Raw genomic sequence first — 26,214 nt, 5'->3', positions numbered from 1 at the left:
CGGTTCGCGCCGGGCGGCGAGAGTACGGGCCCGTCCCCACCACCTGGAGGTACCCGTGGACAGCGCCGACGGATGGGGAGACGACGTCTACCAGCCCGATGACGACTCCGAGATCAAGGAAGACACCGGAGTCCTGGACTCGGAGGACACCCTGGAGTACGACGGGGTGGACGATCCGCTGGACCGTGGCTGGTCGCCGCCCGAGCGGCCGTGGGCCGTGGAGCACACCGGGGTGACCGCGGCGGAGCGCCGGCAGGGCGAGACCCTGGAGCAGCGCCTGGCCGAGGAACTGCCCGACCTCGCCGCGCCGGACGGTGACGGCATCGGTGACTGCGAGGGCTCCGACGGGGAACTCCTGGACGACGAGGTCGGCGCCGCGCGCTCCGGGCGCCTCGTGGCACCCGACGAGGGCGTGCACGAGGACGACGAGAGCGCAATGGTCGCCACGGACGTCGGTATCGACGGCGCCGCCGCCTCCGCCGAGGAGGCCGCGATGCACGTCGTCGACGAGGACACCCTGTACGGCTGACCCCGTCGCCCGCCCGCCGTCGCCGCCGTTGCTTCCCGCGCCGCCGCCGCACGACAAGGAGTGCTCATGCAGCAGGACAAGCATCCCGACTACCGCCCCGTGGTCTTCCGCGACCGAGCTGCCGGCTACGCCTTCCTGACCCGGTCGACCGCCGCCAGTGACGAGACCATCGACTGGGACGACGGGGAGACGTACCCGGTCGTGGACGTGGAGATCTCCTCGGAGAGCCACCCCTTCTACACCGGCAAGGCCCGCACGGTGGATTCCGAAGGCCGGGTCGCCCGGTTCGAACGCCGCTACGGCGGCGGCTCGGGGCAGGGCTGAGGGCGGACACGACGGCCCGGTCCGCCGTCCACGCGAAGACCGGGCAGGGGGCCGGCCAAGGTGTCGCGGGGCCGACGAGCGGCTCAGATGACGTTCAGCGCGGCGGCGCAGCCCACCCCGCCCAGCACCATGAACACCGGCATGAGCACCTTGAGCTCGACCCAGCTGCCGGCCCGGAAGCGCATGGCCTTGGGCGGCCCGATGGGGTACCAGCGCCTGCGGCCCAGCGGTATCGGCCACAGGATGGGGCAGCCGGACACGGTCAGCGCGTCCCCGATGTCGTGCATCAGCGCGCCCAGCACGATCGGCAGCCCCAGCCACAGGTACTCCTGGCCCGGCGCCGTGAAGAGCCAGTCGGAGCCGTTGCCGGGCTGGTCGAGGATCCCGGCTAGGATCCAGGCACTCGTCCCGGCCAGCAGCCACACCAGGATGTCGCTGCTGGATCCGCGGGCCGCCCGCCACAGCAGGCCCTCGATGGCCAGCACCATGTGCGCGAAGAGGATCGCGAGCACCGCCCAGCGTCCGCCGGTGATCGCCGCCGCGGAGGCGCCCGCACCGATCAGGACAGCCCACAGCCAGGTGTGGGTCAGCGTCCGGTGGCCACCGGAACGGCGTGGGTCGCCTTTCTTGCGTGTCGCCTTGTAGACGGCGTAGGACAGTTTGTCGACGATCTCGCAGAGCCAGTGGGAGAGGGGTCCGAAGGCCCGCGAGATGGTGGCCGCCTTGTGGTCCAGGTCCGGGGCGAGCGCGGCCCCGGCGCAGATCAGCGCCCCGACCAGCAGGACCGGCCAGGGCATCGGGTGCCCGGCCGCGGCGGTCGCCGCACCGACGCCGAGCCAGGCCGCTGCGCCCGACAGTGAGTGTGCTGGTCCCATCATGGCCGTTCCCCGCCCCATTCGTCGTGTGCTGTCTCCCAGTTGGCCCGGTGCGCTGAGAGTGCGTCGGCGACACAGCGTAGCGGTCGTGATCTTCGCTCCGGCAGCCGATTCCCGTCCGGGCCGGGCGGCCAGGCAAGATGGGGGCGTGACCCTCATCGATCAGCTGCCGCCGAACGCCGACCCCGACGCCCTCTACGAAGCCTTCGACGCGTGGGCCCAGGAGCGGGGTCTCACGCTCTACCCCCACCAGGAGGAGGCGCTGATCGAGGTGGTCTCCGGGGCGAACGTGATCGTGTCGACGCCCACCGGCTCCGGAAAGAGCATGATCGCCGCCGGTGCACACTTCGCCGCCCTGGCCCGGGACGAGGTCACCTTCTACACGGCTCCGATCAAGGCGCTGGTGTCGGAGAAGTTCTTCGAGCTGTGCAAGCTGTTCGGCACCGAGAACGTCGGCATGCTCACCGGCGACGCCTCCGTGAACGCCGACGCGCCCGTCATCTGCTGTACCGCCGAGGTCCTGGCGTCGATCGCCCTGCGTGACGGCAAGGACGCCGATGTCGGCCAGGTCGTCATGGACGAGTTCCACTTCTACGCGGAACCCGACCGCGGCTGGGCCTGGCAGATCCCGCTGCTCGAGCTGCCGCAGGCGCAGTTCGTCCTGATGTCGGCCACGCTCGGTGACGTCTCGTTCTTCGAGAAGGATCTCGCCCGTCGTACCGGCCGCCCCACCGCCGTGGTCCGCTCGGCGACCCGTCCGGTGCCCCTGTCGTACGAGTACCGGCGCACCCCGCTCACCGAGACCCTCACCGATCTGCTGCAGGCGCGGCAGGCGCCCGTCTACATCGTGCACTTCACCCAGGCCCAGGCTGTGGAGCGGGCTCAGGCGCTGATGAGCATCAACATGTGCTCCCGTGAGGAGAAGGAAGAGATCGCCGAGCTGATCGGCAACTTCCGTTTCACCACGAAGTTCGGCCGCAACCTCTCCCGGTACGTACGGCACGGCATCGGCGTCCACCACGCCGGCATGCTGCCCAAGTACCGGCGCCTGGTGGAGAAGCTGGCGCAGGCCGGTCTGCTGAAGGTGATCTGCGGCACCGACACGCTCGGAGTGGGCGTCAACGTCCCGATCCGCACGGTGCTGTTCACGGCGCTCACCAAGTACGACGGCAGCCGCGTGCGCACCCTGCGGGCCCGGGAGTTCCATCAGATCGCCGGCCGGGCCGGGCGGGCGGGTTTCGACACGGAGGGCTTCGTCGTCGCGCAGGCCCCGGAGCACGTCATCGAGAACGAGAAGGCGCTCGCCAAGGCCGGAGACGACCCGAAGAAGCGCCGCAAGGTCGTCCGCAAGAAGGCGCCCGAGGGGTTCGTCGCCTGGTCGGACACCACCTTCGACAAGCTCATCGCCTCCGAGCCGGAGCCGCTGACCTCCCGCTTCCGCGTGACACACACCATGCTGCTGTCGGTGATCGCACGTCCAGGCAACGCGTTCGATGCGATGCGGCACCTGCTGGAGGACAACCACGAGCCGCGCCGACAGCAGCTTCGGCACATCCGGCGGGCCATCGCCATCTACCGCTCGCTGCTCGACGGCGGCATCGTCGAGAAGCTCGACCAGCCGGACGCCGAGGGCCGGATCGTCCGCCTCACGGTCGATCTCCAGCAGGACTTCGCGCTCAACCAGCCGCTGTCCACCTTCGCCCTGGCCGCCTTCGAACTGCTCGACCCGGAGTCGCCGTCCTACGCGCTGGACATGGTCTCCGTCGTGGAGTCCACGCTGGACGATCCGCGGCAGATCCTGGCGGCCCAGCAGAACAAGGCACGCGGCGAGGCCGTGGCCGCGATGAAGGCGGACGGCGTCGAGTACGAGGAGCGCATGGAGCGCCTCCAGGACATCACCTACCCCAAGCCGCTGGAGGAGCTGCTCTTCCACGCGTACAACACCTACCGCAAGAGCCATCCGTGGGTCGGTGACCATCCGCTGTCGCCGAAGTCCGTGATCCGCGACATGTACGAGCGGGCCCTGACCTTCACCGAGCTGGTGTCCTTGTACGAGCTGGCGCGCACCGAGGGCATCGTCCTGCGGTACCTCGCCAGCGCCTACAAGGCCTTGGAGCACACCGTCCCGGACGACCTGAAGTCCGAGGACCTGCAGGATCTGATCGCGTGGCTGGGCGAGACGGTGCGCCAGGTCGACTCCAGCCTGCTGGACGAGTGGGAGCAGCTGGCGAACCCGGCGGAGATGACCGCCGAGGAGGCGCAGGAGAAGGCCGACCAGGTCAAGCCGGTCACCTCCAACGCGCGCGCCTTCCGCGTCCTGGTCCGCAACGCGATGTTCCGTCGCGTGGAGCTGGCCGCCCTCGACCAGGTCGAGGAGCTGGGCGAAATGGATGCCGAGTCCGGATGGGACGCCGAGGCGTGGGGGGAGGCCATGGACGCCTACTGGGACGAGTACGAGGACCTGGGCACGGGCCCCGACGCCCGTGGCCCGAAGCTGCTGGTGATCAAGGAGGAGACGCAGCACGGGTTGTGGCGCGTGCGGCAGATCTTCGACGACCCGAACGGCGATCACGACTGGGGCATCAGCGCGGAGGTGGATCTGGCCGCCTCGGACGCCGAGGGCCGGGCTGTCGTCCGGGTCACCGCTGTCGGACAGTTGTGAACGGACGCCGGTCAACCGGTCCCGCATGCCGGTCAGTTGTGAACACAGGAGATCCCCACCCATGACGAACCCGGCCGAGAGGCTTGTCGACCTGCTGGACCTGGAGCAGATCGAGGTCAACATCTTCCGTGGCCGCAGCCCGCAGGAGTCCCTGCAGCGGGTCTTCGGCGGCCAGGTGGCCGGCCAGGCCCTCGTGGCGGCCGGGCGCACCACGGACAGCGACCGCCCGGTCCACTCCCTGCACGCGTACTTCCTGCGGCCCGGCCGTCCGGGGGTGCCGATCGTGTACCAGGTCGAACGGGTGCGGGACGGACGGTCCTTCACGACCCGCCGGGTCACCGCGGTGCAGCAGGGCCGCACGATCTTCAATCTGACCGCCTCCTTCCATCAGGCCGAACAGGGTGGTTTCGAGCACCAGCTGCCGCCCGCCCGCAAGGTTCCGCCTCCGGAGTCCCTGCCGACGGTCGCCGACGAGGTCCGGGAGCACCTGGGCGCGCTGCCTGAGCAGCTGGAGCGCATGGCACGCCGCCAGCCCTTCGACATCCGTTACGTGGACCGGCTGCGCTGGACCGCCGAGGAGATCCAGGATGCCGAGCCGCGCAGCGCGGTGTGGATGCGTGCGGTCGGGCCGCTCGGCGACGATCCGCTCGTGCACACGTGCGCGCTGACCTACGCCAGCGACATGACGCTGCTGGACGCCGTGCGCCTTCCCATCGAGCCGTTGTGGGGTCCGCGTGGCTTCGACATGGCGTCGCTGGATCACGCCATGTGGTTCCACCGGCCGTTCCGGGCGGACGAGTGGTTCCTGTACGACCAGGAGTCACCGATCGCGACGGGCGGGCGGGGTCTTGCCCGGGGTCGCATCTTCGACACCGAGGGGCGGCTGCTCGTGTCGGTCGTCCAGGAGGGGCTGTTCCGCCCGGTGTAGGCGGCCGACGGCCGGCGCTGGTGGGCCGCTCCGGTTCCGGGACGCCGGGCGGGACGCTCGGTCCCTCCCGCTCAGGCGCCTCTGCGGAAGATCCGCCCGAGCAGCCCTCGCGGCGGCTGTCCTGCGGTGCCCTCCTGCCGCCGCTCCGCTACGGGCGGTCCGTCCTGCGTCGCTTCCTCCTCGGTGCAGCGGGGCGCCGGGCGAGGGGCGGGGCGGTGGTCGCGTGCCTCCGACACCGCCCGTACCAGATCGGCGCGGAGCCAGGCGATCTCGTCGGGGTCCTCCGCCATGGTGATCCGCTCGGTGAGGTGGGCGGTGGGCGAACCGGGCGCGCCGTGAGCGGGTGGCCTGGGCCGGTAGCGGTTCAGATGGGCCCGTTCGTAGGGGTCGGGGACGATCTCGGAGACCAGGAGCGGGTCGAGGAGCGAGGCGAGGGCGGCCGCCCCCTCCCAGGGGTCGCCGGACTGACGCAGCAGGCAACCGAGGTACCGCCCGCGCCAGTTGCGTGGGCGCAGGTCCAGGCCCGCGTCCAACTGGTCGCGCAGGGTCTCCGGCAGCGGCCGGTTCAGCAGGGAGATGTTGTTCGTTTCGGCCGCGAACTCCCCCAGTTCGTCGGCCAGGTACAGCCAGACGACGGCCCGGTACCGGTTGACGTAGAAATCGACCGGCACCACGAGGCCCAGGCGGGCCAGGCGAGTGAACCGGACCCTGGTGACGCCCAGGAGCTCCGTGGCCTGCCCGGTGCCCACGGCCTCCACCCGTCGGCGCAGCCCTTCGGGAAAGTCCTCCTGGGCGCGGAGCCGCTCGATCTCCGCCCGGGCCACCCGGCGGCCGCCTCCTCCTTCGTCAGGGAGGGTCCGGATGTGGCCGAGGCGCACGGCCAGTTCGAACTGGCCGCGTTTGAAGCCCAGTTCCCGGGCCGCCCGGCTCGGGCTTAAGGGCGTGTCGCGCTTCGTGACGGCCGCTTCGGCGATGGGTGTGGACGTGGGCGTGAGGGTGTTGCCGGACATGTTCGTCCCCCGTGGAGTGAGTTGCTCGCGCCTGTCGCGTTCGCATGCGAAAAACCGTAGCCGGTGCCGGGAATCTCGGCGCGGGCCTGTGGACAACTCCAGGGAAGACAGCGAAAGCGCTGGTCAGAGGCCTGTTGCAGAACCGCGCTCAGGTCGCCGGGTGGCCACGCCGAGGTGCTCGCCGACACGGTTCACCAGCAGGGTCATCTCGTAGGCGATCAGGCCGATGTCGGCCTCCGCACCGCTGAGGACGCACAGGCAGCTGCCGGTTCCGGCCGCGGTGACGAACAGCACGGCGTCGTCGAACTCGACCATCGTCTGGCGCACCGAGCCCGCACCGAAGTGCCGCCCGGAGCCCTTGGCCAGGCTGTGCAGTCCGGACGAGACGGCGGCCAGGTGCTCCGCGTCCTCTCGCCTCAGGCCCGTGCTGGCTCCCGTGACCAACCCGTCGGTGGACAGGACGAGGGCGTGCCGGACGTCCTCCACCCGTTCGGTCAGGTCGTCCAGCAGCCAGCCGAGTGTGCGGTGCTGTTCCATGATGCTGTCGCCCCCTGCGTGTCTCCTCCCGGCCGGAGGATCTCCCGCCAGCCTTCACCACTGTCCCTGCCCCGGCAAGCAGGATGGGGGGCATGGCACAGAAGATGACCGACGAGGAATGGCGGGCGTTCGTCTCGGGCGGCACCCGCACCGGCAAACTGTCGACCGTACGGGCCGACGGGAGCCCGCACGTGGCACCGATCTGGTTCCTGCTCGACGGGGGCGACGTGGTCTTCAACACCGGGAAGGAGACCGTCAAGGGGCGCAACCTGACGCGTGACGGCCGGTTCGCGCTGTGCGTGGACGACGACCGGCCGCCGTTCACCTTCGTGGTGGTGCAGGGTCGCGCGCATGTGTCCGAGGACCTGGGCGAGGTCCGGCACTGGGCCGCCCGGATCGGTGCCCGCTACATGGGCGAGGAGCGCGCCGAGGAGTTCGGTGCGCGCAACGGCGTCCCGGGAGAACTCCTGGTCCGGGCGACGATCGAGAAGGTCGTGGCGGTGCGGGACCTCGCGGACTGATCCGGCCGGCTTCCCGGCGCCGGGCGCGTGGTTCGTCCGCTTGCCGTTCAGCCCGCGGAGCCGAGCAGCCGGGCGGTGTGCATCCGCCCGGCGTACTCGACGAGCCGGATCAGCACCTCCTTCCCCGAGTCGCGCTCCCGGGCGTCGCAGAGCGCCACGGGCGTGCCCTGGTCGAGATCGGGAGCTCGGGCGACGTCGCGCTCCGCGTGGCCGCGGACGCCCGGGAAGCAGTCGGCGGCCACGACGAATGGGATCCGCGGGTGTTCGAAGTAGTCCACCGCGGGGTTCCTCGAGCCTGCATGGGCCCACGAGGGCCACGGCGCCGAGCGCCCCCTTTGACAGTTTGTCCCACGGGAACCAGAAGCGGTCCTGGCCGGGTGCCGAACAGGGAGAGGGAGAGTCCGGAGCGGATGGTGATGCGCCCGAAGTCCATGGCGACGGTCGTGGTCACCTTCTGGTCCGCCCGTGGGTGTCGTCCACCGACGGGGCCCGCCTGGCTCAGCGGTTCCTCGGTGCGCAGCGGCCGGATCTCGCTGACCGCGCCCACCAGCGTGGTGTTGCCCACGCCGAACCCACCGGCGACCAGTGTCTTCATCGTCAGGGGTCGGTGCCTTCGACCTGATCGCGCTCGTCACCCTCGTCCCGGGCGCCCCCGGGACGGTCCAGGCAACCGCGGGCGGCCCCGAACACCGGGCCCTGATCGACCTGTGCCGCGCGGGGACGCAGTCGGTCGCCGAACCCGCCGGCCGCCCGATGACGGACGCCCCCCCGGCAACTGCCGACCCTCCACGCGCGCGTGGTCATCACCGGCGTACAGCTGAACGATCGCCTCGCGTTCGAACGTGCGCGCAGTGACGTTGTCCGATGTGGTGAGGAATCATGCGGAGCATGAGCGACGACCACACACACGTCCAGGAGTTCTTCACCGCCCGCGCCGCGGACTGGGACCGCAGGTTCCCCGACGACGGCCCCGCCTACGCCGCCGCGGTCGCCGAGCTGGGGCTCGACGAGGGCGACCGCGTGCTCGACGCGGGGTGCGGGACCGGGCGCGCCCTGCCGCCTCTGCGCGCCGCCGTGGGCGCGTCGGGCGTGGTCGTGGGCGCCGATCTTACCCCGGCCATGCTTCAGGCCGCCGTGCGGGCCGGCCGGGACCGGGACGGGCGGCTGCTGCTCGCCGACGTCGCCGCGCTGCCGTTCAGGCCGGAGTCGTTCGACGCCGTCTTCGCTGCGGGTCTGGTCGCCCATCTGCCGGGCCCTGGGGACGATCTGCGGGAATTGCGGCGTGTGGTGCGGCCGGGCGGCACGCTGGCGCTGTTCCACCCGATCGGCCGGGCGGCGCTCGCGGCACGTCAGGGACGCACGCTCACACCGGACGACCTGCGCGCGGAACCCAACCTCCGTCCTCTGCTAGCGCGTTCGGGGTGGCACATGACGGCGTACGCCGACGAGGACGTCCGCTTCCTGGCACTGGCTGTGCGCGAGGACTGACGCCGGTCCAAGTGCCGGGCGCCGACCGGTACCTCTGAAGCCGGTCCGCTCGCGCGCCACGGTCGGCTCACTCGACGAGGCGGCCCGCCGAGTCACCGATGTGCCGCACGGGGCATCCCCGGACGCCGGGCACCGGGCGGGTACCCAGGTCTGCCACCCGGTAGCCGTCCGGGTAGCTCTTGATCTCCCAGTTCTGGCGCGCGAAATGCGGCGCCCGACGTGGTGGCAGCAGCCTGACGACGCGGCCGCGGGCCCGCACCGCGCGCCGCACGAGCGTGCGTGTCAGCGCGGACGGGGGGTCGTACCGGAAGGCCCCGAGCAGCGGTTCGTCGAGCAGGGCGAGGGTGGCGCCGCGCAGGACGGGTGCGAGGGGGCGCGGGTACCAGGAGGTCATCAGGTCGAGTGTGGAGTCGGAGACCGTGCGGGCCCGCTCGTCCCAGTGGAAGTTGGCCTTCTCGTAGGCGTCGAGATGCGCCTCGAAGTCCTCGTACGACTCGGGGATGTCCTTGATGCCCATGTGCCGTCCGAGCGTGCGGTAGTGGACGGCGGCGGCCACGGTCTCGTGCCGGGAGAGTCTGCGCCAGGCGTACGCGTCGATCCACCGCTTGGGCATCACGACGAACGTGCAGAGCACGTAACGCATGTCGTCGTTGCTGATGTCGTAGCCGCGGTGCATCTGGTTGATGCGCCGGATCGCGGTGCGGCCCCGTTCACTCGCGAAACCGTGCTCGACGACGGTGTCCAGGAGCAGGGACGTGTCGTCGTACCGCTTCTGCGCGCGGTCGGTCAGCTCGGCCGTCTCGGCCAGCAGTCTGCCGATGCTCGGGACGGCGTACGTGCGGTAGAGGGCCAGTTCCAGGGCGCGGGTGAAGTCCCAGGGGAACTCGTAGGCCGCGGTGATCCGGTGGATCTCCGTCGCCTCGGCCACCGGATCCATCCGGCGGATCTGCTCCAGCCGCTCGAACCGCTTCGCCACGCCACACCCCCTTCTTCGCGTTCGCATTCCAACTCTACTGTGTGTAGTGGCCCATGAGCCATGCGTGTTGAAGCGGCGGGCGCAACTGGGGGTCCGGGCAGGCGCCGTGCGGCCGTTTGCCCCCTCCGGGGAGGAAAACTGCAGGTCCGGGACGTAACGCGCGTCGTGACAACCGCCTCTCCCGCGCACTAGGGTGCGCGCCGTTGGACGAACCGATGGGAGGCTGGGATGGCCGGGACGGACGAGGAAGCCGTCACCGCCGCGGATGACGCGCTCTACGTGCTCACGGCGGTGCTGCTGACGCCGGCGCAGTTCCCGAGCGTGCTCGGTGACGACTATCCCGAGGCCTGTGCGGCACTCGGCCTGGCCCCGTCGGCGGACGGGTACGGACTGGTGCTCGGCCAGGACGGCACCGGGGCACGGTGGACGGTCGTCGTCGATGACGTGTCCCTGGTGGCCGTGGCCATCGCTTCCTGGGACTGCGGCATGGAGTACGACCTGTCGCCCGACGAGCGCACGGTCATCGCCGCGCTGCCGGGCTGGCCGCTGGCCGTGGCCGTGGCGGCGCCAGGTGTGCCCGCACCCCACGATCCCCCTCCGGACACCGGGGACGGCCCCCTGCTGGCACCGCCGGACACCAGTGCGTGGGGGCCGGCACAGCGGCGCCTGGGCGCCGACGAGATCGCGCTGCGCTGGCCGGTGTGGCGGGAGCAGATCGACGACGCCTTCTCCACCCCGCGCGAGCGGAGCGGCGACGCACCCGGCACGAGCGGCCCGCGTGCCGGGACAGAGCCGCAAAGAGAGGCCCGCGCGGTCCCGGGACGAGCAACAGGCGGGGGCCAGCAAGAAGAGCGGGAGCAAGGGACCTGCGGGACGGAGGGTTCCGCCACGGGCGGCGACACGCCGGGCGGCCCCGGGGAACAGGCCCTCCTGGGCCACCGGGGCGTCCGGCGCGTCCTGGCGGAGGCGCGTGCGTACGTGGACTCGCCGCCGCCCCTGGGCCGTGTCCGATCCTCCTTCGCCCCGGGCGAGGCGCGGACCCTGCGCGCCGACGGACCGGGATGGTCGATGGTGGCCCGGACCGACGACATCGCCTTCGTCCTCCTCGACGAGGAGCCCGGTGAGGTCCATCCGGTCGGCCGGGGCCCCGAGCTGCCCGGTCTGCTGCAGGCCCTCGACGAGCTGGCGGTACGTCCCAGCTGAACAGTCGGACAGCCGGACCGGCTCGCCCCGAGGCGTCCCGGGCGGGAGACGGCCCGGGCAGGCTCGCTCAGGTGGGCGAGGCTTCCCGGGCAGCCGTGTCTCAGCGGCCGAGCTCCTTGCGGGTGACGCGGCGCAGCCTGCGGCGCTGGGCGGGGTCCAGCGCGAGGTAGGCGGCCGCCGGGACGCCCAGGACTATCAGGAGCGCGGCCCACCAGGGCAGCCAGATCCACAGGATCAGTCCGAGCGCCACTCCGCCCACGGCGATCTTCGCGTTCTTCGACATCTGTCGCCTCCTTCGCGGCCACTGCCGCTCTCTGTCGTGGAAACGGCCCCGCGGCTCAGGCGGTTCCGGGCCGCACCCCCAAAACGCCCCCGAGATGTCCCTGAGCCATCCCTGAGCCGCGCCCCCTACGGGTGGGCCCGCACACGGAGCCCCGGACAGGGCCCGTCCAGACGCGGTCCGTACAGACGCGGACCGCCTTCATACGCGCTCCGCCCGGGCGGCCCCGCCCCGGCTACTCCGCCCTGAGCGGCTCCCCCACCTCGTACAGGTGCCGCAGGGCCTGCCGGTAGGAGTCGACGAGGCCTGTCTCCGCATAGGGGATGCCCAGTGCGCGGCAGTGTGCGCGCACCAGGGGCTGGGCCAGCCGCAGGTGCGGGCGCGGCATGCTGGGAAACAGGTGGTGCTCGATCTGGTAGTTGAGTCCGCCGAGGAACCAGTCGGTCAGGACGCCACCGCGGATGTTGCGGGAGGTGAGCACCTGGCGGCGCAGGTGGCCCCAGCGGTCTCCGTCGGGGTCCGGCATCTCCATGCCCTTGTGGTTGGGTGCGAAGGCGAGCCCCAGGTGGAGTCCGAACAACGCCTGGTGCAGCGCGGCGAACGCCAGGGCCTTGCCGGGGGACAGGACAGCGAGCAGCAACGCCGTGTACGCCACCACGTGGGCCACGAGGAGCACGCCCTCCAGAGCACGCTCCCGGGGGGACTGCCGACGCAGGTCCTTGAAGCCGTGCACCTTGAGGGCGATGCCCTCCAGGAGGGTGAGCGGGAAGAACAGCCAGGCCTGGTTGCGGGTGAGCCAGCGCCGGAAGCCCTGCCGGACACCGGCCTGCTCCCCCGTGAAGACCAGCACATCGGCGGCGACGTCCGGGTCCTTGTCCCGGTGGTTGGGGTTGGCGTGGTGCCGGTTGTGCTTGGCGTTCCACCAGGAGAAGCTCAGCCCGAGCAGCAGGTTGCCGTGCACCAGGCCGATGACCCGGCTGACCGCCTTGTCGCCGGTGATCTGCGCGTGTCCCGCGTCGTGCCCGATGAACGCGGTGCGGGCGAAGAGCACGGCGAAGGGCACCGCCAGGAGCAGCGCCCACCAGGAGTCGCCGATCAGGAAGAGTCCGGCGACGACCGCGGCCAGGGCGAGGGCGTTGCCGGTGATGACGCGCGCGTACCAGGCGTGGCGTCGTTCCAGCAGTTCCTGGCCCTTGACGGTGCGCAGCAGGGGCGCGAATTCACTGCTGCCGGCGGACGACCCGACGGCCCTCTCGTCGGTACCTTCCGCGACGATTGCGGCGGGTTGGGGCATGGCGGGGTCTCCGGTCTCTCGGCAACGTCCTGACCTGAGGAAACGTACGAACCGAAGCACTGTGCCGACCATGGCGGCAGCACCCGGACCGGGAGGGGGGTGGCCTCCCCGCGGGTGGGGGGCGCACCCCCGGACGGCCCCGGGGGCAGGCGACACTCCGGTCGGCGGTGTCGCACGTCACAGCCGCGTGGTTGCGGAGCGGGCGTCGGCGTGCTGTACCCTCGGCGACCCACTCAGTAGTCAAATTTGAGGAACCAGCATCACCGTGCAGAGGACCTCCCTGGCCACCCCGCCCGACCTCACCCAACTCGCCCACTGCTGTGCCGTGTTCCTGCCCGCCGACCCCGCGCGTACGGGCCGGGTCGCCTTCTGGCGGCCCGACGGCCACGCCCCTTCGGCCGTCGCGCACTCGCCCGTGACGGACCTGACGGTCGTCCTTCCCGGCGGGGACGGAGTCACGCGGATGACCGTTCCCGCCGTCACTCTCCCGCTGCGCGCGGCACTGCCCGTCCTCACGCGCGCGCGGGCCGACGGACAAGGGCACCGCGCCACGGTCTTCTGGGGCGCGGCAGCCATGCTGAGCCTGCACCTCACGGCGCGCGGCCTGCTGCTGCCCGGCCTCTCGGCGGGCGATCACGACGCGTGGCGCGCGGCTCCCCTGCGCGGCGTCGACGCGGAGCAGGTCGGCGCACTGGCCGCCGCGATGCCGCCCGAGGCGCATGCCGTACCGCTCGACGCCACCGGGCGGCTGCGGCTGCCCGATCCCGAACACCTGCTGCGTGCCTTCCTGGACGCGGTGGCCGACACGCTGCCCCGCTCACCGGCCGCGTCCCTCGTCACCGGCGGTCCCGCCTACGCGGCACCGCAACGGCAGCATGTGCCGGAACACCGGGCGTGGGCCGCCGAGGTCGCCGCGGGACACGACGCGGGGGTGCGGATCTCGGTGCGCGTCGAGGTGCCGGGACTGGACTCCGCAGAGTCGGGCGGGCCGGAGCCGCGGTTCCGTGCGGTGTTGCAGGTGCACAGCGTGAGCGGTCCCGCGCGGGTCGCCGACGCCGTGGACGTCTGGGACGGTTTTGGATCCGATGCCGCAGCCGGGACCTTCGGTGCCCGGGCCCGGACGGACGTCCTGCTCACGCTGCGCCGCGCGGCCCATGCGTGGCCGCCGCTGTCCCCGCTGCTGTCGGCGACCGTGCCGGACGCCGTCGAACTCACCGGCGAGGAGATCGCCGAACTGCTCGGAGAGGGCGTGAGGGCGCTCGCCGCGGCCGGGGTCGAGGTGCACTGGCCCGCGGAGACGACCCGCGGGCTGACGGCCGGGGCGACCGTCGGGCCGCCCGACGGCGCGGACCACGCCCGGGGCCGCGCGCCGGGACACGGGAGCGTGCTGTCCGCAGACGCCCCGGTCGCCTTCGACTGGTGGTTCGCGCTGGGCGGTCAGCGGCTCACGCGCGCGGAACTGGACCACCTGGCGGAGGCGAACCGGCCGCTCGTACGGCTGCGCGACCGGTGGGTGCTGGTCGACCCCGGCGAGGTGCGCCGGGCCCGGGCGCGGCAGGACCGGAAGATCACCTCCGTGGAGGCGCTGGGCGCCGCTCTGACGGGCTCCGCCGACGTCGACGGCCTCCGTGTCGAGGTCCGGCCGACCGGATGGCTGGCGGCCCTGCGGGAGCGCCTCACGGGCCCGCACGCGCAGGAGCCCGTCGCGCAGCCGGCCGCGCTCGCCGCACGGCTGCGCGACTACCAGCTGCGCGGACTGGGCTGGCTGGCGCGGATGACGTCGTCGGGCCTCGGCTGCTGCCTGGCCGACGACATGGGGCTCGGCAAGACGATCACACTGATCGCGCTCCACCTGCACCGGCAGCAGGACCCGGTGACGAGCGGTCCTTCCCTGGTTGTCTGCCCGACATCCCTGATGGGCAACTGGCAGCGCGAGATCGAGAGGTTCGCACCCGGTACGCCCGTGCGCCGCTTCCACGGGTCGCGGCGCGATCTCGCGGACCTCGCGGACGGTGAGTTCGTCCTGACCACGTACGGCACGATGCGCACGGACGCACCGCGCCTGGCCGAGGTGGCCTGGGGCATGGTCGTGGCGGACGAGGCGCAACACGTGAAGAACCCGTACTCGGCCACGGCCCGGCAGTTGCGCACCGTCGGGGCACGCGCGCGCGTGGCACTCACCGGCACGCCCGTCGAGAACAACCTGTCCGAGCTGTGGGCGATCCTCGACTGGGCGACTCCGGGCCTGCTGGGCAGGCTGGGCACCTTCCGCTCGCGCTACGCACAGGCCGTCGAGAGCGGACGGGACCCGGTCGCCGCCGAGCGCCTCGCCCGGCTCGTCGGACCGTTCCTGCTGCGCCGACGCAAGTCGGACCCGGGCATCGCGCCCGAACTGCCGCCGAAGACGGAGACCGATCACGCCGTCACGCTCACCGGGGAACAGGCCGGGCTCTACGAGGCCCTGGTGCGCGAGACGCTGGCCGAGATCTCCTGCGCGGACGGCATGGCGCGGCGCGGTCTGGTCGTGAAGCTGCTGACCGGTCTGAAGCAGATCTGCAACCACCCGGCGCAGTTCCTCAAGGAGGACCGCCCGGTGATCACCGGGCGCTCGGGAAAACTGGAGTTGCTGGACGAACTGCTCGACACCATCCTCTCCGAGGACGCGAGCGCGCTGGTCTTCACGCAGTACGTGCGGATGGGACGGCTGATCGAACGGCACCTGGCGGCGCGCGGCACGCGGTCGCTGTTCCTGCACGGCGGCACACCCGTCACGGAGCGCGAGGCCTCGGTCCGCCGCTTCCAGGACGGCGAGGTCCCGGTGTTCCTGCTGTCCCTGAAGGCCGCGGGCACGGGGCTCAACCTCACGCAAGCGGAACACGTCGTGCACTACGACCGCTGGTGGAACCCGGCGGTCGAGGCCCAGGCCACCGACCGGGCGTACCGCATCGGTCAGCAACGGCCCGTGCAGGTGCACCGGCTGATCGCGGAGGGGACGATCGAGGACCGTATCGCCGACCTGCTGCACCGCAAGCGTGACCTGGCCGAGGCGGTTCTCGGATCGGGTGAGTCCGCGCTCACGGAACTGACCGACGCCGAACTGGCCGCGCTGGTGGAGCTGCGAGGAGGACCCCGATGAACGACCACGGCACCGAGACGGAGCGGACCTTTGCCGCGCTGCCGCCCGCGCGCGGGCGCGCTTTCGCGCAGACGTGGTGGGGACACGCCTGGCTGAAGGCGCTGGAGGACACGGCGCTGGACGGTCAGCAGGTACGGACGGGACGGCGGCTCGCCCGATCGGGAGCGGTGGGCGCCGTGACGGTGCGCCCGGGCCGCATCACCGCGGTCGTGTACGACCAGGACCGTACGGCACACCGTGCGGACGTCCTGCTGGAGCAGTTGCCCGACGACCGGTGGGCCCGGTTCCTCGACCTGGCCGTGGAACGGTCCGGGTATCTCGCGGCCCTGCTGGACCGCGACCTGCCGCCCCATCTCGTCGAGGACGCGTCGGCCGCCGGCATCGAACTGCTTCCCGGGATCGGCGATCTGGAGCCGCGCTGCGACTGCGACGCCTGGGATCACTGCGGGCACACGAGCGCGCTGTGCCATCTCGTGGCGCGGTTGCTCGACCAGGATCCCTTCGTGCTGCTGCTGATGCGCGGGCGTGACGAGCGGACCCTGTTCGGCGAGCTTCGCGCGCGGGATGCCGCGCGGAGCGACGCCCCGAACTCGCCGGAGGGCGTGGACGCGGCGGCGGCCTATGCGGCCGGGCGCGCCCTGCCACCCTTGCCGCCCGTGCCCGTTCCGCCCGCCGAGCCGGGCCTGCCGCCGTCGCTGGGCACCGAGACCGCCCCGGCACCCGGGCTCGATCCGGCCGCCCTGGAGTTCCTGGCCGCGCACACCGCCGCCACGGCCCACAGGTGGCTCGACGGGGCGCGGGAGGACGCGCCCTGGAGTCACCCGGCGGACGAGGACGGCCTCACCGTCGCGCAGGATGCCGTCCGCCTTGCCGCGGGCCTCTTCGAGAGCGACGGCGGCGCCGCCCCCGCGGGCCGTGCGGACGACGTCCTGCTGGACCGGCTGGCCATCGGCGCAGGACGTGACAGGGCACAGCTCACGCGGGCCGTACGCGCCTGGCGGGCGGGCGGCGCCGCCGGGTTGTCCGTACTGGAGGAGGGGTGGACCCCCGACGGCGAGGCCCAGGTACGCGCGCGTGCCGCACTGGCGTCGGCCTGGGATGAGGAGGACCGCCCCTCGCTGCGGGCCACGGGCAACCGTTGGACCGTCATCGGCGCGGCCCACCAGCTCCGGTTGGGGCAGGACGGCCGTTGGTGGCCTTTCCGCAAGGAGAACGGCCACTGGGAGCCGGTGGGCGCCGCGGCCCACGACCCGGCGACCGCCCTCGCCACGGCACAAGGCACCACTGAGGAAGACGCGACGGAGGAGGACGCTACGAGGGAGGACGCCACCTAGGAAGCCCGTCGGCCCCGGACCACGGACCCCGACCACACGAAGAGCTGAGGCAGCGCCGGCTCACCTCCACGACACCGGGCCCCTGTCGGCCCGAGGCCGACAGCCCGTGGACGCCCGTCGTTCACCCGCCCGTCGGCCGCCGTTGCGCATGGGCCCCAACCCTGACGGCAGTCAGCACAATTGTGTTCTCAGGAGGCCCGATGTCCTCGCACGCCCCCGGTCGGCGCCGCGTCCGCCGTTCTCTCGCGGCGGGGCTCCCGCTCGCCCTGCTCGTCTCGGTCGTCGCGGCCGGCGCGGCGGCGGCTGCCCCCGCCGGTGACGGCCGCACCGGCAAGGCCCGCACGGGCGACGCCCGCGTCATCCGCACGGCGACGCTCCCCGACATACCGCTCGGCGCCTTCAGCAACCGGCTGCTGCCGGGCACCGTGGACGACGACCGGGGTGTGGACCTGGGTGGTATCGGCAGCGACATCTTTCCGGCGGGTCGCACGGGCGAGTTCTGGACGGTCACCGACCGCGGGCCCAACGGGCAGATCAAGGTGGCCGGCAAGAAGCGCCGCACGTTCCCGGTGCCCGGCTTCGACCCGGCGATCGTGAAGATCCGTGTGGCGGGCGACCAGGTGCGGGTACTGGACGCGATCCCCCTGACGACGTCCTCCGGCAGGCCCGTCACCGGTCTGCCCGACCAGGCGGGGCGGGACGAGGCGCCGTACACCTACGACGCCCGGACACCCCTGTCGTACGACCCGAACGGACTCGACACGGAGGGCATCGTCCGGGCGGCGGACGGCTCCTTCTGGCTCGTCGACGAGTACGGCCCCTCACTGGTCCACGTCTCCGCGCGCGGGAAGGTGCTCACGCGGTACGTGCCCAAGGGGCTGCAACTCACCGGCGCGGACTACCCGGTGGCCGAGGCGCTGCCCTCCGTCCTGCTGCACCGGAAGATCAACCGCGGTTTCGAGGGACTGGCGCAACTGCCGGACGGAGACCTGGTGATGGCTCTGCAGAGCCCGCTGTCGCTGCCCGACGCGGACGCGGGGGACGCCTCGCGCACGACCCGGCTGCTGCGCTTCTCACCCCGCCAGCGGGCGGTCACCGCCGAGTACGCGTACCGCTTCGACCCGGTGGACGTGGTCGATCCCGGCGAGGACGACACATCAGAGTTGAAGATCTCCTCGGTGGTCGCCGTGGGCCGGGACCGGCTGCTGGTGGAGGAGCGCACCGACAGGGCGGCGCGGCTGCACCTGGTGCGGCTGGAGCGCCGGGCGGACATCCTGGGCGGGCGCTGGGACGACGACACCGCCTCGCCGTCGCTGGAGCAGCTCGACGACCCGGCGGCGGCCGGCGTGCCGGTGCTCGGCAAACGGCTGGTCGTCGATCTGGGCAGAGTCGCGGGGGTGCCGGGGAAGGTCGAGGGTGTCGCGCGCGTGGACGAGCGGACGCTCGCCCTCGTCAACGACAACGACTTCGGGATGTCGGACGGCGCGGACGCGTTCGACGCGCGGGGCCGGCTGGTGGACAGCGGTGTCGAGACGACCGTGACCTACGTGCGGCTGCCGCACCGCATCTGATGTCCCGTCGTGGTGTGGGCGGTACGCCCGCGCGTACCGCCCACACCACGTTCTGGGCTCAGCCGCGGGCGCCGAGCAGGTGGTCCATGGCGAGCTGGTCGAGGTGTTCGAAGGCCATCCCGCGCGCGGCGGCGGCATCGGTGTCGAAGTCCTCGTAGGCGGAACGGTCGGTGAGGAGTGCCTGCACGCCGTCGGCGGCGGTGGGCTGGGCGAGCTGGTCGAGGCGGGCGGCGCGCAGGGCCTCCTGGACCTCGGGGTCGGCGCGGAAGGCGGCGGCGCGCTCCTTGAGGATGAGGTAGTTGCGCATGCAGCCGGCCGCGGAGGCCCACACGCCGGCGGAGTCCTCGGTGCGCGGGGGCTTGAAGTCGAAGTGGCGCGGGCCGTCGTAACCGGCGCTCTCCAGCAGGTCGACGAGCCAGAACGCGGCGCGCAGGTCCCCGGCGCCGAAGCGCAGGTCCTGGTCGTACTTGATGCCGGACTGGCCGTTGAGGTCGATGTGGAAGAGCTTGCCCGCCCACAGGGCCTGGGCGATGCCGTGCGGGAAGTTCAGGCCGGCCATCTGCTCGTGGCCCACCTCGGGGTTGACGCCGTACAGCTCGGGGCGTTCCAGGCGCTCGATGAAGGCCAGGGCGTGGCCGACGGTGGGCAGCAGGATGTCGCCGCGCGGCTCGTTGGGCTTGGGCTCGATCGCGAAGCGCAGGTCGTAGCCCTGGGAGGTGACGTACTCGCCGAGCAGGTCGAAGGCCTCCTTCATCCGGTCCAGCGCCGCGCGCACGTCCTTGGCCGCGCCGGACTCGGCGCCCTCCCGGCCGCCCCAGGCCACGTACGTCTTCGCGCCCAGCTCCGCCGCCAGATCGATGTTGCGAATCGTCTTGCGCAGCGCGTAGCGGCGCACGTCGCGGTCGTTGGCGGTGAAGGCGCCGTCCTTGAAGACGGGGTGCGTGAAGAGGTTGGTGGTGGCCATCGGGACCGTCATGCCGGTCGCTTCCAGCGCCTGCCGGAATCGCTTGACGTGGGCCTCGCGCTCGGTGTCCGAGGACCCGAAGGGAATCAGGTCGTCGTCGTGGAAGGTCACTCCGTACGCGCCCAGCTCGGACAGGCGCTGCACCGACTCGACCGGGTCCAGGGCGGGGCGCGTGGCGTCGCCGAAGGGGTCCCGTCCCTGCCAGCCGACGGTCCACAACCCGAACGTGAACCGGTCCTCGGGGGTGGGCTGGTAGTTCATGCCGCGGCTCCTTGCTCGCTTGCGACTATTTCGTCATGGCGATTTACAAATTAGTATGCCGACGCGTCCCTGGGAAGGGACAACGGGGCGCCCACCAGTCCAGAACGCGGGACGCGGGCCCCACCGCGCCAGAAATTCCGCAGGTCACAGCCGCTCGAGCCGCGAAAAAAGAGGAGAGCCGATGTCAGCAGCCGAGGGTCCGCTCGTCGTCGGTGTGGACTCGTCCACCCAGTCCACCAAGGTGCTCGTCGTCGACGCGGCCACCGGTCAGGTCGTGGCGAGCGGTCAGGCACCGCACACGGTCTCCGCCGGTGCCGGCCGCGAGAGCGATCCACGCCAGTGGTGGGAGGCCCTGTGCACGGCGCTGCACCGGTGCGGGGACGCGGCGCACGAGGCCGCCGCCGTGTCGATCGGCGGGCAGCAGCACGGGCTGGTCACCCTGGACGCGCACGGGGACCCCGTGCGGCCGGCGCTGCTGTGGAACGACGTGCGCTCGGCCCCGCAGGCCCGCCGTATCGTGGCCGAACTGGGCGGCCCGAAGGCTTGGGCGGACCGTACGGGCAGTGTGCCGGGCGCGTCGTTCACGGTCACCAAATGGGCCTGGCTCGCCGAGCACGAGCCCGAGGCGGCACGATCGGTGGCCGCCGTGCGCCTGCCGCACGACTACCTGACCGAGCGGCTGACCGGCCAGGGCACCACCGACCGCGGTGACGCCTCGGGGACGGGCTGGTGGGCGTCCGCCACCGAGGCGTACGACGAGGAGATCCTGGCCCGGATCGGTCTCGACCCCGCCCTGCTGCCCCGGGTGGTACGGCCGGGAGAGGTGGCCGGAACGGTGCGCGACATCCATGACCTGCCCTTCTCCAAGGGCACCCTGGTGGCTCCCGGTACCGGCGACAACGCCGCCGCCGCGCTCGGCCTCGGGCTGCGCCCTGGCACCCCGGTCCTCAGTCTGGGCACGTCGGGCACGGCGTACGCGGTCTCCGAGCACCGTCCGGCCGATCCGACCGGCACCGTGGCGGGGTTCGCCGACGCGCGCGGGGACTGGCTGCCGCTGGCCTGCACCCTCAACTGCACGCTCGCCGTCGACCGGATGGCCATGCTGCTCGGCCTCGACCGGGAGGCCGTCGAACCCGGCACCGAGGTCACTCTGCTCCCCTACCTGGACGGCGAACGCACCCCCGACCTGCCGAACGCCACCGGCCTGCTGCACGGGCTGCGCCACGACACGACCGCCGGGCAGCTCCTGCAGGCGGCCTACGACGGGGCCGTCCACTCCCTGCTCGGCGCACTGGACCTGGTGCTCGACCAGGACGCCGACCGCACCACTCCCCTGGTGCTGATCGGCGGGGGCGCCCGCGGCACGGCGTGGCAGCAGACCGTACGCCGGCTCTCGGGGCGGCCGGTGCGGATCCCCGAGGCCGGGGAACTGGTCGCGCTGGGTGCCGCGGCCCAGGCGGCGGGACTGCTGACCGGCGAGGACCCGGCCGCGGTCGCCCGCCGCTGGAAAACGGCCGACGGCCCGGTGCTCGACCCCGTGGAGCGGGACGAGGCGACGCTGGAGAGGATCTCCGGGGTACTCTCCGACGCGGCGCCGCTGCTGGAGCGGGGGACGCGGGAGCACTGACAGGACCGGCGGGACCTGGCCGGACATCGTCCGCCGAGGCCCCGCCGCCGGACACGGACCGAGGACGACGGAGGCATGACCGCACCGCTGAACGAGCGCCGCCCGACCGGTCCGGGACGCGCGCTGTCCGACACGCAGCAGGGCATGCGCCGCCGCAATCTCGCCCGGGTCCTGCACACCGTCAGCGCCGAAGGGCCGCTGTCGCGGGCCGCGGTCGCCTCACGCATCGGACTGACCCGTGCGGCGGTGTCGACACTGGTCGACGAACTCATCCGCTCCGGCCTCCTGGAGGAACTGGGGCCCGAGCGGCCCGGCCGGGTGGGCCGCCCCGGCTCGGCGCTCGCCGTCAGCGGGCGCGGCCCGGCCGGGATCGGCGCCGAGGTCGGCGTCGACCACCTCGCGGCCTGCGTGGTCGACCTGCGCGGGCAGGTCAGGGCCCGGGCCGTGCGGCACGGCACGAACCGGGGGCGCGCCCCGCGACCGGTGACCGAGGATCTCACCGCGCTGATATCCCAGGTGGTCGCCGAGGCGGAGCGGCAGGGCCTGTGGCCGGCGGGGCTCGCCGTCGCCGTGCCCGGTCTGGTCGCACGGGACGGCCGTACGGTCGTCCGCGCCCCCAACCTGGACTGGCACGGCACCGACCTCGGCGCCCTGATGCCCGACGTGTACTCCCTGACCGTGGACAACGAGGCGAACTTCGGCGCCCTGGCCGAACTCTGGCTCGGCGAGAACACGCCGCAGGATTTCCTGCACGTGTCCGCGGAGATCGGCATCGGCGCCGCGCTGGTGGTCGACGGGCGGCTGCTGCGCGGAACCCGTGGCTTCGCCGGCGAGCTGGGGCACGTCCCGGTCGAACCGGAGGGACCCGCGTGCCCGTGCGGCGGCCGGGGCTGCCTGGAGCAGTACGCGGGCGAGGAGGCGGTGCTGCGGGCCGCCGGGCTGGCAGCGGGCGAGGGGCGGGTCGGGCTGCTCGCCGGCCGCGCCGCCGCGGGCGACGCCGGCGTGCGGCGGGCCCTGCGCGACGCCGGCCGGGCACTCGGCGTCGCGCTGACCGGCGCGGTCAACCTGCTCGATCCGCAGGCCGTCGTGCTCGGCGGGGCGCTGGCCGAACTCGCTCCCTGGCTGCTGCCCGCGCTGGAGGCCGAGCTGGACCGGCGCACCGCGGGACCGGCCTGTCCGGTGTCCGTCTCGCGGTTCGGCCCCGAGGGGCCGCTGCTGGGCGCCGCGCACGCGGTGGTCCGAGCCGTTCTCGACGACCCCGCGGCCGTGGCCGAACGCGTCTGAAACCTGGCGCAGTTCACTCGTCCGAGTGGTCGAGTTGTCCACAATCCGCCGCCCGTCCACGGATCCTTGCCGTGCCCTTCTGCCCAACCCGTCGGCGCCGTACCGTGATTCACGCGAGGCGCCGTGCACGGGCGGACGACGGCGCCCCGCACCCACCCGGTCGCACCACCGTTGCCGAGGTGTGCGACACCAACCGGACACAAGGGCCGGGCTCCGCACGGAGCGCCCGGCCGTGCGCGAGACTCACCGCCACCGACGGACATCCCTCCACGCACCCGCAGAACCCCGCGAAGAGCGAGATCCCCCCACGAGCAGCCCCCGCACGAGCAGCCCCCACACGAGAAAGGTCCTCGCCCATGGACCGGGCCGGATCCCAGCCCAGCCGACGGCGCATCCTGAAGGGCGCCGCCTTCGCCGCCGTCCCCGCCGCCTTACTCCCCGCCTCCCGCGCCACCGCGCACCCCCGGCCCCGGTCCGTGCCCCGGCCCGCCGACTACCCGCCCGCCGAATGGCAGCCGGCCTCCAGCTCCAACTACACGGCCTCCGACCGGCCCACCAGCTACTCCCTCGACCGAGTGATCATCCACGTCACCCAGGAGACCTACGCCAACACACTGGCCATCTTCCAGAACCCGGCGAAGAAGGTCTCCGCGCACTACCTCGTCCGCTCCGCCGACGGACACGTCGCGCAGTGCGTCCGCGAGTCGGACATCGCGTGGCACGCGGGCAACTGGGACTACAACACCCACAGCATCGGCATCGAGCACGAAGGGTGGGTGGACAAGCCCGCGTACTTCACCGACGCGCTGTACGAGCAGTCGGCCCGGCTCACCTCGGCGATCTGCGACCGGTACGGGATCCCCAAGGACCGTGCGCACATCATCGGGCACTACGAGGTACCGGGCACCGACCACACCGATCCCGGACCGCACTGGGACTGGGTCCGCTACCTGAGAATGGTCAACTTCGACTGACACCGGCCGCCCACCCGCCCCCGCAGCCCCGGCCGCCGTAGGATCCGCCGACCCGCTTCCGGCTGCCCCCGGCTCCCCCTCCCCGGGCCCAGCGGTCCGCACCCGGCCACCCGCCACCCCCGGGTCCACCGGCCCCGCCCGGCCCGCACCCGGCCACCCCCGGGTCCACCGGCCCTCACCCCGCCGCCCCGGGGTCCGGCGGTCCGCTCCCGCGCTGCGCGTGCGGTGGGCCCCCGCGCGGAGCACGCTGGAAGCCAGCACCCGGGGCATGCCCCCCGGGCGCGGGGCGAGCGGACGGACGGGCGCGGCCGAAGGAGGCCCCAGTGGCGTACGGAGACCCCGGACGACCCGTGGAGAAGACCCCGGCCGCCATGCTGGAGGCGCTTTTCACCAGCTCACCGGTCGGGCTGCATCTCCTGGACCCCGAGCTGCGGGTGGTGCGGCTGAACACCGCGGCACCCCTCATGCGGGGGGAGGCCCCGGACGACCTGGCCGGGCGGCCGATCCGGGACGTCTACCGCATGGTCGAGGACAACGACATGGAGGCCGCTCTGCGCGAGGTGCTGGAGACCGGCGAGCCCCTGTGGCAGCGGCTCGTGGGGGCACGCGTCGAAGGGGAGCCGCCCGAGGAGCGCTGCTTCGAGACGACCGCCCTGCGTCTGGAGGGCCGTGGCGGCGACGTGCTCGGTCTCGCGGTCACCGCGGTCGACGTCACCGAACGCGAACGGGTCCGAGCCCGCTCCCGGGTCCTCGACGCGGTGCTGCGACGGGTCGGGCGGACCCTGGACCCGGTGGTGACCGGCGACGAGCTGGTCACGGCCGTGGTCCCCGGGTTCGCGGACATCGCGGTCGTGGAGGTGGTGGAATCGGTGATCCGGGGCGACGAGCCCCCGCCCGCTCCGCTGCCGCCGGGCACGCCGTTGATGCGCACCGCCTTCCGCAGCGGCACCACGCATCCGCCGCAGGCGCACCCGGTCGGCGACGTGCGGCGGCTGCCGGCGCCCACGCCCTTCACGCAGGCCCTGGCCGACCTGCACCCCCGCATCGTCCCGCTGCGTCCGGGGGCCGAGTGGATGCCGGCCGACCCGCCGCGCACGGAGGCCATGCGTTCCTCGGACGCCCACACGCTGCTCGCGGTGCCCCTGGCCCTGCGTGACACGGTGCTGGGACTGGTCAGTCTGTACCGGTCGGGCGAGTCGCCGCCGTTCGACGCGGGCGACCGCCGGCTCGCGGTCGAGGTCGCCGCCCACACGGCCCTGTGCATCGACAACGCCCGGCGCTTCGTCCGTGAGCACACCGTCGCCGCGACGGTCCAGCGCCAATTGCTGCCCCGCCGCCCCGAGTCGCACGCCTCGCTGGAGACCGCCTACCTGTCGGTCACCGGTGCCGACCCGGGCGCCTGGTACGACACCATCGCCCTGTCCGGCGCCCGCACCGCACTCGTGGTCGGGAACGTCTCGGGCCGGGGGGTGAACGCGGCGGCCAGCATGGGCCAGCTGCGTACGGCGCTCAGGTCGCTGTCGGCGTTCGACCTGCCGCCCGACGAGTTGCTGGCCCGCCTGCACGACACGGCGTCCGAGCTGGCGTTCGAGCGGGCGCATCTGCCGCTGGGCGATCCGCTGCGCCGGGAGGCGCTCACCGCCAACTGCGTGTACGCCGTCCACGATCCGCTGACCGGTACCTGCGTGACGGCGGCGGCCGGCGATCTGGCGCCCGTGGTGATCCGGCCCGACCACACCGTCGGCATCCCCGACACCCCGACCGGGCCGCCCCTGGGCGCGGCGCAGGACGCGCCGTTCGCGACCGCCGAGTTCGACGTGCCCGCCGGGAGCGTGCTGGTCTTCACCAGCGACCCCCTGGTCACCGCCTACCTGGCGGACTCCTCCAGGCCGCTGCGGGCGGCCCCGGACTACGCCGACCGGCCGTTGCAGGAGTTGTGCGACGCCGTCGTCTACGCCCTCCCGGACGGCCTGGGTGCGGGCGACGCCGCGGTGATCGTCGCCCGCACCCGGGCCTTCCCGCCCGGCGCGTTCGCCTGCTGGCGGCTCGACGGCGACAGCGCGTCGGTGGGGACCGCCCGCGCCCGCGCGCGCAAGCAGCTCACCGAGTGGGGCGTGGACGACGAGACCGCCTACAACACACAGGTCATCATCAGCGAGTTCGTCACCAACGCCCTGCGCTACGGGAGCCCGCCCATCGAACTCCGCCTGATCCACGACCGCACGCTCACCTGCGAGGTGCGCGACGCCGGCCAGGCCGCCCCGCACCTGCGCCACGCCCGCACCGCCGACGAGGGCGGACGCGGCCTGTTCATCGCCGCCCGACTGGCCCGGGCCTGGGGGATCCGCTACACGGCGACAGGCAAGACCGTGTGGGCCGAACAATCACTGACGGACGGCCACTGACACCCGCGCCGCTTCGCTACGCTGGCCGCGT

21 protein-coding genes and 2 pseudogenes are annotated in these 26,214 nt (G+C 72.8%); 15 read left to right on the top strand and 8 right to left on the bottom strand.

The features are described from left to right. Positions 1 to 55 precede the first annotated feature (55 nt). Positions 56 to 529, top strand: a complete 474-nt coding sequence (locus tag AB0G56_RS18555; protein ID WP_360970365.1) for a DUF5709 domain-containing protein — start codon at positions 56 to 58, stop codon at positions 527 to 529. Between the two features lie 66 nt (positions 530 to 595). Continuing rightward, positions 596 to 853 carry a type B 50S ribosomal protein L31 gene (locus AB0G56_RS18550; RefSeq protein ID WP_360970363.1) on the top strand — a complete coding sequence of 86 codons (258 nt, stop codon included), beginning with the start codon at positions 596 to 598 and terminating at the stop codon, positions 851 to 853. Positions 854 to 936: 83 nt separating this feature from the next. On the opposite strand, the gene AB0G56_RS18545 is transcribed toward AB0G56_RS18550, so the two are convergent. Beyond that, positions 937 to 1,731: a metal-dependent hydrolase gene (locus tag AB0G56_RS18545; protein ID WP_360970361.1), complete on the bottom strand. Its 795-nt coding sequence runs from the start codon at positions 1,729 to 1,731 to the stop codon at positions 937 to 939. Between AB0G56_RS18545 and AB0G56_RS18540 the strand changes: the two genes are divergently transcribed. Beyond that, positions 1,730 to 4,390, top strand: coding sequence for a DUF3516 domain-containing protein (locus AB0G56_RS18540; protein ID WP_360970359.1), 2,661 nt, complete (start codon positions 1,730 to 1,732; stop codon positions 4,388 to 4,390). The genes AB0G56_RS18545 and AB0G56_RS18540 overlap by 2 nt on opposite strands. Before the next feature lie 61 nt (positions 4,391 to 4,451). Further along, the gene (locus tag AB0G56_RS18535) at positions 4,452 to 5,318 is read left to right on the top strand and encodes an acyl-CoA thioesterase II (RefSeq protein WP_360970357.1); all 867 of its coding nucleotides are present in this window, start codon (positions 4,452 to 4,454) and stop codon (positions 5,316 to 5,318) included. Between the two features lie 71 nt (positions 5,319 to 5,389). On the opposite strand, the gene AB0G56_RS18530 is transcribed toward AB0G56_RS18535, so the two are convergent. After that, the gene (locus AB0G56_RS18530; protein WP_360970355.1) at positions 5,390 to 6,328 is read right to left on the bottom strand and encodes a DUF6397 family protein; all 939 of its coding nucleotides are present in this window, start codon (positions 6,326 to 6,328) and stop codon (positions 5,390 to 5,392) included. A 123-nt stretch (positions 6,329 to 6,451) separates the two neighbouring features. Next, positions 6,452 to 6,865 carry a roadblock/LC7 domain-containing protein gene (locus tag AB0G56_RS18525; protein ID WP_360970353.1) on the bottom strand — a complete coding sequence of 138 codons (414 nt, stop codon included), beginning with the start codon at positions 6,863 to 6,865 and terminating at the stop codon, positions 6,452 to 6,454. 92 nt (positions 6,866 to 6,957) lie between these two features. Here AB0G56_RS18525 and AB0G56_RS18520 point away from each other — a divergent pair, with 92 nt between their 5' ends. After that, positions 6,958 to 7,386 (top strand): PPOX class F420-dependent oxidoreductase, encoded by a 429-nt coding sequence (locus AB0G56_RS18520; RefSeq protein WP_360970351.1) that lies wholly within the window; start codon positions 6,958 to 6,960, stop codon positions 7,384 to 7,386. 47 nt (positions 7,387 to 7,433) lie between these two features. Here AB0G56_RS18520 and AB0G56_RS18515 read toward each other — a convergent pair. After that, positions 7,434 to 7,981 (bottom strand): annotated as a pseudogene (locus AB0G56_RS18515) (ATP/GTP-binding protein). 2 nt (positions 7,982 to 7,983) lie between these two features. Between AB0G56_RS18515 and AB0G56_RS18510 the strand changes: the two are divergent. Further along, a pseudogene (locus tag AB0G56_RS18510) lies at positions 7,984 to 8,130 on the top strand (DUF742 domain-containing protein); the annotation flags it as partial. Between the two features lie 144 nt (positions 8,131 to 8,274). Continuing rightward, complete coding sequence (locus tag AB0G56_RS18505; RefSeq protein WP_360970349.1) at positions 8,275 to 8,874, top strand: class I SAM-dependent methyltransferase; 600 nt, start codon at positions 8,275 to 8,277, stop codon at positions 8,872 to 8,874. 67 nt (positions 8,875 to 8,941) lie between these two features. Here the strand turns inward: AB0G56_RS18505 and AB0G56_RS18500 are convergent, their stop codons facing one another. Then, positions 8,942 to 9,877 (bottom strand): oxygenase MpaB family protein, encoded by a 936-nt coding sequence (locus tag AB0G56_RS18500; RefSeq protein ID WP_360970347.1) that lies wholly within the window; start codon positions 9,875 to 9,877, stop codon positions 8,942 to 8,944. A 201-nt stretch (positions 9,878 to 10,078) separates the two neighbouring features. On the opposite strand from AB0G56_RS18500, the gene AB0G56_RS18495 reads away from it, so the two are divergent. Next, positions 10,079 to 11,053, top strand: a complete 975-nt coding sequence (locus AB0G56_RS18495; protein ID WP_360970345.1) for a hypothetical protein — start codon at positions 10,079 to 10,081, stop codon at positions 11,051 to 11,053. Between the two features lie 100 nt (positions 11,054 to 11,153). On the opposite strand, the gene AB0G56_RS18490 is transcribed toward AB0G56_RS18495, so the two are convergent. Together AB0G56_RS18490 and AB0G56_RS18485 are read right to left on the bottom strand one after the other, a co-directional pair. Then, complete coding sequence (locus AB0G56_RS18490; protein WP_360970343.1) at positions 11,154 to 11,336, bottom strand: hypothetical protein; 183 nt, start codon at positions 11,334 to 11,336, stop codon at positions 11,154 to 11,156. A 232-nt stretch (positions 11,337 to 11,568) separates the two neighbouring features. Then, the gene (locus AB0G56_RS18485) at positions 11,569 to 12,627 is read right to left on the bottom strand and encodes an acyl-CoA desaturase (RefSeq protein ID WP_360970341.1); all 1,059 of its coding nucleotides are present in this window, start codon (positions 12,625 to 12,627) and stop codon (positions 11,569 to 11,571) included. Positions 12,628 to 12,892: 265 nt separating this feature from the next. Between AB0G56_RS18485 and AB0G56_RS18480 the strand changes: the two genes are divergently transcribed. The 3 genes from AB0G56_RS18480 to AB0G56_RS18470 all read left to right on the top strand — a co-directional run bounded on the left by AB0G56_RS18480 (position 12,893) and on the right by AB0G56_RS18470 (position 18,668). Next, positions 12,893 to 15,763 carry an SNF2-related protein gene (locus AB0G56_RS18480; RefSeq protein WP_360970339.1) on the top strand — a complete coding sequence of 957 codons (2,871 nt, stop codon included), beginning with the start codon at positions 12,893 to 12,895 and terminating at the stop codon, positions 15,761 to 15,763. Continuing rightward, positions 15,760 to 17,097, top strand: a complete 1,338-nt coding sequence (locus AB0G56_RS18475) for an SWF or SNF family helicase (protein ID WP_360970337.1) — start codon at positions 15,760 to 15,762, stop codon at positions 17,095 to 17,097. The genes AB0G56_RS18480 and AB0G56_RS18475 overlap by 4 nt, the downstream gene beginning before the upstream one ends. Before the next feature lie 200 nt (positions 17,098 to 17,297). Next, on the top strand, positions 17,298 to 18,668 hold the full coding sequence (locus AB0G56_RS18470) for an esterase-like activity of phytase family protein (protein ID WP_360970335.1): 1,371 nt from the start codon (positions 17,298 to 17,300) through the stop codon (positions 18,666 to 18,668). Positions 18,669 to 18,726: 58 nt separating this feature from the next. Here the strand turns inward: AB0G56_RS18470 and xylA are convergent, their stop codons facing one another. Beyond that, complete coding sequence (gene xylA / locus AB0G56_RS18465; RefSeq protein WP_360970333.1) at positions 18,727 to 19,893, bottom strand: xylose isomerase; 1,167 nt, start codon at positions 19,891 to 19,893, stop codon at positions 18,727 to 18,729. Between the two features lie 181 nt (positions 19,894 to 20,074). Here xylA and xylB point away from each other — a divergent pair, with 181 nt between their 5' ends. The 4 genes from xylB to AB0G56_RS18445 all read left to right on the top strand — a co-directional run bounded on the left by xylB (position 20,075) and on the right by AB0G56_RS18445 (position 26,183). Then, complete coding sequence (xylB, locus tag AB0G56_RS18460) at positions 20,075 to 21,520, top strand: xylulokinase (RefSeq protein WP_360970331.1); 1,446 nt, start codon at positions 20,075 to 20,077, stop codon at positions 21,518 to 21,520. A gap of 75 nt (positions 21,521 to 21,595) precedes the next feature. Continuing rightward, on the top strand, positions 21,596 to 22,804 hold the full coding sequence (locus tag AB0G56_RS18455) for an ROK family transcriptional regulator (RefSeq protein ID WP_360970329.1): 1,209 nt from the start codon (positions 21,596 to 21,598) through the stop codon (positions 22,802 to 22,804). A gap of 356 nt (positions 22,805 to 23,160) precedes the next feature. After that, a complete protein-coding gene (locus AB0G56_RS18450; RefSeq protein WP_360970327.1) occupies positions 23,161 to 23,778 on the top strand; it encodes an N-acetylmuramoyl-L-alanine amidase in 618 nt (205 codons plus the stop codon). 323 nt (positions 23,779 to 24,101) lie between these two features. After that, positions 24,102 to 26,183 (top strand): SpoIIE family protein phosphatase, encoded by a 2,082-nt coding sequence (locus AB0G56_RS18445; protein WP_360970325.1) that lies wholly within the window; start codon positions 24,102 to 24,104, stop codon positions 26,181 to 26,183. Positions 26,184 to 26,214 lie beyond the last annotated feature (31 nt).

It is taken from the genome of Streptomyces sp. NPDC021356 (genome assembly GCF_040641015.1).
Classification (GTDB): Bacteria; Actinomycetota; Actinomycetes; order Streptomycetales; family Streptomycetaceae; genus Streptomyces.
Note: the sequence above shows the minus strand (reverse complement) of the source record. Positions and strands in the feature narration are given on the sequence as shown.